General features: G+C 35.1%; 5 protein-coding genes. All 5 read right to left on the reverse strand.

Annotated features, from left to right (window positions below; all coding sequences use genetic code 11):
• Positions 1 to 652: 652 nt before the first annotated feature.
• The 5 genes from DW173_RS09150 to DW173_RS09170 all read right to left on the reverse strand — a co-directional run bounded on the left by DW173_RS09150 (position 653) and on the right by DW173_RS09170 (position 5,172).
• Positions 653 to 1,642, reverse strand: coding sequence for a hypothetical protein (locus DW173_RS09150; RefSeq protein ID WP_120144354.1), 990 nt, complete (start codon positions 1,640 to 1,642; stop codon positions 653 to 655).
• A 188-nt stretch (positions 1,643 to 1,830) separates the two neighbouring features.
• A complete protein-coding gene (locus DW173_RS09155) occupies positions 1,831 to 2,568 on the reverse strand; it encodes a hypothetical protein (RefSeq protein WP_233562126.1) in 738 nt (245 codons plus the stop codon).
• Between the two features lie 63 nt (positions 2,569 to 2,631).
• The gene (locus DW173_RS09160; protein ID WP_032845447.1) at positions 2,632 to 2,988 is read right to left on the reverse strand and encodes a hypothetical protein; all 357 of its coding nucleotides are present in this window, start codon (positions 2,986 to 2,988) and stop codon (positions 2,632 to 2,634) included.
• Between the two features lie 408 nt (positions 2,989 to 3,396).
• Complete coding sequence (locus tag DW173_RS09165) at positions 3,397 to 4,578, reverse strand: acyltransferase (RefSeq protein ID WP_120144355.1); 1,182 nt, start codon at positions 4,576 to 4,578, stop codon at positions 3,397 to 3,399.
• 60 nt (positions 4,579 to 4,638) lie between these two features.
• Positions 4,639 to 5,172 carry a Crp/Fnr family transcriptional regulator gene (locus tag DW173_RS09170; RefSeq protein WP_008645828.1) on the reverse strand — a complete coding sequence of 178 codons (534 nt, stop codon included), beginning with the start codon at positions 5,170 to 5,172 and terminating at the stop codon, positions 4,639 to 4,641.
• Between the last annotated feature and the right edge of the window lie 320 nt (positions 5,173 to 5,492).

A 5,492-nucleotide genomic window follows, 5' to 3' on the forward strand; every position in this document is an offset into this window, starting at 1 on the left:
CAATGTATACAATAAACTTTTGCCCTCCTGGAGAATTAGCTTATGTAAGGTTTATACTGTGTTGCAGATACTTTATCTGCAACCTATCTGCCGCAGGTATCTGCAACGCTCCAACTATTTATCAACTAGTACATTACACGCTTTTCGTTGCAGGTGGCAGATGTTTTCATGTTTTTTCAACTTTATGGTAGGAGGATTACGCATCAAAATTAGGGTCACAACCGTAAGTCATAAAACAAATTCACCTCTGTGTTCTCCGTGTCCTCTGTGGTGAAAAGAATCAAAACCGTGTAAGAATGAATCTATTTTAGATTTTCATCGATCAGACTTAACCGATTGAGAAATAAACTTTTAGCGAATTATTTGAGAAGTGGCGGTAACGAGTTAGCAACCGTGCGATTTTCAGAGATTTACGTTACTATGCTGGCAAATAACTCTTTCATTTGCATATATAATAGCTTTTCCCGAAAATACAAACTATCGGCGACAATTTTATAAAAGCAGCTGGCAAAAAAAGAGAAAGATATATAGCCAATGCTAACCAATTATTCTGTTTGATATTAATCAAAAAATGGTAAAACAGACAAACATTATCTGTTTGAAATAGAGATGCAATAACCTGTAAATAATGTAAATATAAATATGTTTGTATTCAACTAGTAATTTTATTATCTGACGCCCATCGGAGTTTTATTGTTTTCTTTATTATATTTCCTTGCTCATCATATTCTGAAATTTCAACTGTTATGGTGCCATTGTAGTCAGAATTATAAATATGCTTAACTTTTTTGTTTCCTTCATAATAGATACTGTCGGTTGAGTAACCTGTACTTCTTAAAGTATGATTAACATTTACCTTCAGTCCTCTTTCTTCATACTCTGTTTCTTTATTGATTAAAGTCATGTCATTGTCAAACTCTTCCTTAATTTTCTTTTTTCCATCAATGTATTCCTTCATCACTCTATTAATTACACCGTTTAAGGTAATCCGAGTGATTAAGGTATCATTAACAGTTTGTTTCAATGAACACTCGATGTTTTGTTTGTAATCGGAAGAAGGGACAAGATTAACAGCTTCCTTATAATCTGTATCATTAAATTTATAGGTTTCTTCTCTTTCCCCGGTGTTCAAGTCATGATAGATTTTTTTCGTATTATTTCCATTATTATCATAGTAGTAGTATTCCTCATATCTTGAGTCAGAAAAGGGTTCATCTCCTAATATTATAATATCTTTTTTATACTTAGGTTTATTCTTATCATGATAGAGAGAAAAAGAATAACTAAATGTGTCCTTATTATTTTCCAATACAAGTTCTTCTATGGTATTTTCAGTGTATCTCATTGTTTTTAGCAATGATTCCGACAAGGGTTCCTTTACAGTATAGCAGGAAGAATCATTATCATAACTATATATCGTTGTAAAATTATTTACATCAGCCAAGATTTCTTTATCTTTATTGTCTCCAAAATAGAGATAGTCATATTCAGTACCCTGTGCGGTTAGAATCCTGTTGTTTTCATCATAAACATTAACATATTCAATAATATTAACAGAATTATAACCTTCCGGCTGTTTACTATTCTTGCAGCCGGACAAAAACAATGCACTTCCTAAAAAAAATAAAATGATTCTACCCATTATTATTTCAATTTAAACGTTTACTTCATTCCTGTATTTCTCAAATTCTGGTATGTCCGGCAACTCCTCTTTTTCCATGTATAGTTGTATGAAGCGTGCAAAACGCCTGGCTTCATCTATATCGCCTGGCATTAAGGAAACTCCACTTAACAGGCTGGGTGAATTGGAATTGGAAATTATTATACTTGTCACAACCCCAACGAACCACGCCCCATGTAATAACGAATCGTGAGTTCAGCCTGACTATAAGGTATGGTTTCTTTTTTATGCAGCAGAAGTCGTCCTGGTATAGTTACAGTTCTGGAAGCACGATCAAAAACAATCCGCCGCCAAGGTTGTAGAATGGCACTTATTCCTAGTGCCAGGATAAGAAAGTACAACTCAAGAAGCAGTAATGTACTTCCATAATCTTCAGTTGCAAGTTTTGAAGGAGTTAAACCGAGATAAACCATAGCTAAAAATATAACAAGCCAGATCAGAAAAAGCAATACTCTCACCGATATGCCGTCATTATCAATAACAATCTGTTTGTCATCACACCGGCTTAAATATTCAGGCTCTACCAAAGTTTCCGAAGAATCCAACAACCATTGCGTATTTCCCGTACTTTCGCCATTTTTCAGAGGTATCCGGATGGTCAGATTCCGGGCTGCTTTAAACAGGATGTACATAAATAGATAAATCCCACCGTTAATGGCTATCAATCCAAGTATGATGTTGGAGAAGGTATTACGTATATCTAACAGCATGACGAATATAAGTAATAAGAAGAAAGATATAAATGTTCCCCACAACATGATATGGGATTTGCATATACGCCACCTTTCCTTTCTCCTTTCCTTTCTCCACTCAACCTCTCTACGCTTGACATCGGCAATGATTTCACGCCTCGATTGCTTGTTGCTCTTTTTTTTTCGTTTCTTCATGTCACCTGTTTTCCTGTCATAGTTTGTTTATATTGATAATTCGGATAACTGTAAATACTTAGTCTATCCAACATTCCCATTCATCATATCATTCCAGTTCCGCACCGCTTCTATGGCACATTGGTAGTAGCAGATACCCCACACGATTAACCAATATACCAACACGGCAGTTATCTTGAACAACCGTCTTTTCCGTATATTATTCACTTGTTTTCCGATGACGTAGAAAAAGAATAACATAATCCCCCATAATACAAATGTCTGCACTTTACATTCTATCGTTATGAATATATCGTTAGCCGCTATGTCGAAATCGGGTAAAGCAGATGTATAATAAGAAGTGATACGCCATCCCACGAGTAGAGGGATAATAGCAAACAGAGTGTTTTCAATTCTTTTATATGGTATTGTTGCTTTCATGTTTTATATATGTGGTTGTAATTCTGTATTCACGTGTATTTTTCCGAAAGTCTTTTGTTCGTCACGTATCCGGCACAGCTCCCGATGTACTTTTTTATTTGCAAATATAGAAAAATGTTATTCACAAAGGATTATGAATAGCACTTTTTTATTGTTTTCCAGCGAGATAACACGGTTATAGCTTCATCCCACCTTGCCTTTCCGTTGCTGTATGGACTGCCGTATGTTCCGCCTTAGCTTGTCGAACTGCTGCGTGGACTTGTGGCGTTCTTCGGTATGATGAAACGCTCGATATGGACCGCTATGTGTTTATTTTAAGAATGTGATTGCCCCGAATCACTCCCCCTTAATTTTCGGACTGCTCCCTTTTTTCTTTTATCCGTTTTTCATTTATGTCGCAAAACTAAACTATCCCATTATCCATTTCGCAGCCTTAGGAAGCACTTTGTAGAATAATGCAACTATAGACCACGATACGATAAACACAAATAAAGCTGTCGCTGGAATACGCATGAATATAGGTAAATCAATTCTGTCAATTGCTAAATAACCTATTCCTACAGCAAAATAATGTACCATATAGATGCCCAGTCCACATTTTGTTATATTCTTTAAGGCTGATATAATTAAGGGAGACGTTACCTTTACTTTTTGAATTAATAAATACCAGGCAACCGTCATTAAAAAGACATTGGGCGAACAGTATAAAAAGAATAATTCCATTTGGCGCTCTGTAATATCAGGTTGTGAAGTCATATTCCTGAATCCATAATACGTTATGGCATAACCGACACTAAAAAGAATAAGAGATAAAACAACAGTCTTTTTCACCGACAACTTGTTTCTGTCTTTCAAATAATAGCCTAAAAGCAGATAACCGCTAAAACCTGAAAAATAATATAAAGTGCCATAGTCATTCCAAGCACAAGTACCTCCTATATAGCTGGATATATATTCTTGGCAATAAGGCAGAAATAATGTGATAAACCAAACGGATAAGAATATTTTCATTTGTTTCTCTGTTGCTTGTTTCAGCCATGCAGAAAAAAAAGGCATATACAAATATAATCCTATCAACATATATATGTACCATAAAGGAACTGTATATGTATTGAAGTTAAAAGGAATCATAAGAATATTATGCAAGCAACTATCCCAAGTTTGACTTGGAGACTCTCCTGCATACGCAAACATTTCAGACAAAACAGAATTATTCAGCCCTAAAATACCCGTAAACCACGGAAACAAGTTATATAATAAAGACCATACAATAAAAGGGACTATTACACGAAGCATCCTTTTTTTATAAAATTGTCCGATTTCCTGTTCTACCGGTAATAATAACATTCCTGTCAGCATCACAAACAACGGTACGCACGGACGCAAGAAAGCTCCATAAATACTCCCCCATAAGTTATACTCCGGATTTAAACGAGCTTCAGGAGAAACATTGAAAGGGTCTGAACAATGGATACAGATGACCATTAAAATGGCTATCACACGAATTAAATCAGCCCATACTATATGATTCACATTTTTCATTTGGTATTCAATTTTTTCAATTGCAAAGTTAGGACAATGGTATGACATTTTTTTTAAACTACTTAAAAAAGCAGAATAAAGCAATGCGAAGGAAACGAAACAACCCTATTATTTAATCTTGTTCCTCAAATGGCACAACGTAACTTGAGAGATGCCTAAAAAAGATGCAATATAACCCAAATTTACTCTTTGGAAGAGATCCGGACGTGTTTGCAACAATTCTATATATCGTTCTTCCGCTGACTTATACAGTCTTGAAATTAAACGCTTTTCATTCATTATAAAAGCCTCTTGATGCAAAATCCTTGACCAGTTCGCTATTTCTATATTAGTCTGATACAGCTTTTCTAAATCTTTTATCGGCACGGCATATAATACCGTATTTTCCAATAACTGAACAACTTCATATTCGTACCCTTGTTGGTTCCCATAAAAATTGTTCGTCGAAAAAACGATATCTCCTTCTGTACTAAACCATGAGGTGAGTTCTTTGTCGTTAATTACACAATATGAGCGTGCTATACCTTTTTCAATGAAATAAAAGTTTTTATCATTCTGGAAAGAGGACGTTAGGATATGTTTTTTGGGCAGTTCCAATAAAGAGCTATGAGCAAACAGTTCATTTATGGAACTATTGCTCATGTTTGACTTGGCTTTAAGTGAGTTTATCGTATTACGCATCATTTGACTTTCACAACGCTTATTTACTCTTTCCTGTTTTTTTATTAAGCGGCTACAAAAATACAGAAATGCTCCTATAATAAATAAACAAGCTGCATTTTTATATATCGCCCAGATTAACATTTATGGATTGCTCCCCTTGCCTTTCCGTTGTTGTTTCATGACTGGGTATCCATACTTTTCTGCCATAATCTGCCGATTTTATTCGATTATCCCAATGATATTCTTTATATTTCCTCTATGAAAAGCAAGACCGCGACTATCTTTGTGAGTGGAAACGA

Origin of the sequence: Bacteroides sp. AM16-13, from assembly GCF_003602705.1 — a bacterium.
GTDB classification, from domain to species: Bacteria; Bacteroidota; Bacteroidia; order Bacteroidales; family Bacteroidaceae; genus Bacteroides; species Bacteroides xylanisolvens.